Raw genomic sequence first — 2,133 nt, 5'->3', positions numbered from 1 at the left:
CGCACGGTGGCCAGCAGCTCGCCGCTGTGCATGTCGGCGATCTCGCGCTCGACGAAGATCAGCGCGCCGCGGCCCTCGCCCTTGTCGATCAGGTCGACGATGCGGCTGGTGCCGCGCACCGAGGCCTTGGCGGGCAGCGGCCGGTGGATGCGCGTCGAGTGCTCGCCGTGCACCGTGCGCACCCAGTCCAGTCCCAGCGGCAGGTCGCGCATCCAGAAGCCCGGGTAGCCCATCACGTTGGCCATGGTGGGCTGCACCTTCAGCCGGGTCTCGTCGACGAAGGCCAGGTCGGCCTCGTCCATCGGGTCGAGGCCCACGCCGATGCCCAGCGCGTAGACGATGCATTGCTGCCAGTCGTAGTGCTGCTCGATCTGCGGGATCTGGGCGGCCAGCAGCCGTTCGGGGTCGATGGTCATGCGGTCCTCACAAGGTGGCGGCCGTGCCGAGGATGGCGGTGGCCTGGCTCGACAGCACGCCGCCGTTGGCATGCGCGAGCGAAATCTCGACGCCCTCGACCTGCCGCGCGCCGGCGCTGCCGCGCAGTTGCTCGACCGACTCGATCACGGTGAACAGGCCGTACATGCCCGGGTGGTTGCACGACAGGCCGCCGCCGTTGGTGTTGACCGGCAGCCGCCCGCCCGGCGAGATGGCGCCCGAGGACACCATCGCGCCGGCCTCGCCCTTGGCGCAGAAGCCCAGGTCCTCGAGGAACAGCAGCGTGTTGATGGTGAAGGCGTCGTAGACCATCAGGTGGTCGATGTCCTTCGGGCCGACGCCGGCCATCGCATAGGCGCGCTGACCCGATTCGACCGCGCAGGTGGTCGTGAGGTCGGGCATGGCCGAGATCTGGCGGTGGCTCACGGCCACGCCGGTGCCCAGCACGTAGGCCGCGGGCCGCGGCATGTCGCGCGCGCGTTCGGCGAGCGTGAGCACCAGCGCCGCGCCGCCGTCGGTCACGAGACAGCTGTCGGCCTTGGTCAGCGGGTCGCTGATCATGCGCGAGGCCAGCACCTCGGCGCGGCTCAGCGGGTCGCGCGCGAAGGCATCGGGATTGAGCCGCGCCCAGTCGCGCGCGGCCACCGCCACGTCGGCCAGCTGCTCGCGCGTGGTGCCGTACTGGTGCATGTGGCGTGCCGCGGCCAGCGCGTAGCTCGACAACGGATAGCGCGGGCGGAACGGCGATTCGTAGGGCTGCGGATCGGGCATCGAGGCCAGCTTGCCGCCGGCCGTGAGCTGGTTGGAGCCGTAGCAGATCAGCGCGACCTCGCACAGGCCGAGCTCAAGCGCCATCAGCGCCGACTGCAGGTGGAACAGGAAGGAGGCTCCGCCGACCATGGTGCCGTCGGCATGCCGGGGCTTGATGCCCAGGCGCTCCGCGACGTTGAGCACCGGCAGGCCCGAGGTCGACATGGCGCAGAACAGGCCGTCGACCTGCGACATGCGCAGGCCGCAGTCCTCGAGCGCGAGCACGGCCGCTTCCTGCAACTGGTCGAAGGGCGTGCGGCCGGGCGCGTTCCAGCGCCGCGTGTTGCCGATGCCGACGATGGCGCCGCGGCCGCGCAGGGAATGCGTCGCGCGGCTCATGGCGCGTCTCCCTCGGCCGGCGCGAAGACCACGAAGGGCTCCTCGCCGGGCACGATGCGTGCCCGCACGTGCTGGCCGATGCGCACCGCATCGGGCGCGACGTCCTCCACGCGGCTCATCATGCGCGCGCCGCCCTCGAGGTCGACCAGCGCCACGTTGTAGTCGCCCGCGCGGTCGCGCACGGTGGTCAGCGAATACACGCTGCCCCGTCCCGGCGAGGCGCGCCATTGCAGCCGCGGGCTGCCGCAGGCGCGGCACACCAGCGCCGGCGGAAAGCGCACCGCGGCGCAGTCCTCGCAGTGCTGCAGCATCAGGCGGCCTTCCTGCAGCGCCTGCAGGTACTGCGCATCGGGGCCGGGGCCGTCGAATCGGGTGTCGGTGGCCATGGCGTCACTTGCCCTGCCACACGGGCTTGCGCTTCTCGGCGAAGGCGGCCGAGCCCTCGCGCGCATCGGCCGAGCTGAACACGTGCTCGGTCAGCGCGGCCTGGCGTTCCCACAGCTCGGCGGCGGGCCAGTCCTGCGACTCCACCACCACGCGCTTGCTCGC

General features: G+C 71.9%; 3 protein-coding genes and 1 pseudogene. All 4 read right to left on the bottom strand.

The genetic code is table 11. The annotated features are described in order from the left end of the window. A partial coding sequence (locus tag AC27VN_RS39640; protein WP_490880236.1) for an FAS1-like dehydratase domain-containing protein occupies positions 1-416 on the bottom strand: 416 nt, incomplete at its 3' end. Between the two features lie 7 nt (positions 417-423). Next, positions 424-1,584: a thiolase family protein gene (locus tag AC27VN_RS39635; protein WP_490880235.1), complete on the bottom strand. Its 1,161-nt coding sequence runs from the start codon at positions 1,582-1,584 to the stop codon at positions 424-426. Continuing rightward, complete coding sequence (locus tag AC27VN_RS39630) at positions 1,581-1,970, bottom strand: Zn-ribbon domain-containing OB-fold protein (RefSeq protein WP_490880234.1); 390 nt, start codon at positions 1,968-1,970, stop codon at positions 1,581-1,583. Before AC27VN_RS39630 ends, AC27VN_RS39635 begins: the two co-directional genes overlap by 4 nt. Positions 1,971-1,974: 4 nt before the next feature. Next, a pseudogene (locus tag AC27VN_RS39625) lies at positions 1,975-2,133 on the bottom strand (crotonase/enoyl-CoA hydratase family protein); the annotation flags it as partial.

It is taken from the genome of Variovorax sp. 20P10.2.4, assembly GCF_058244205.1.
This window is presented reverse-complemented; position numbering and strand designations above follow the sequence as displayed.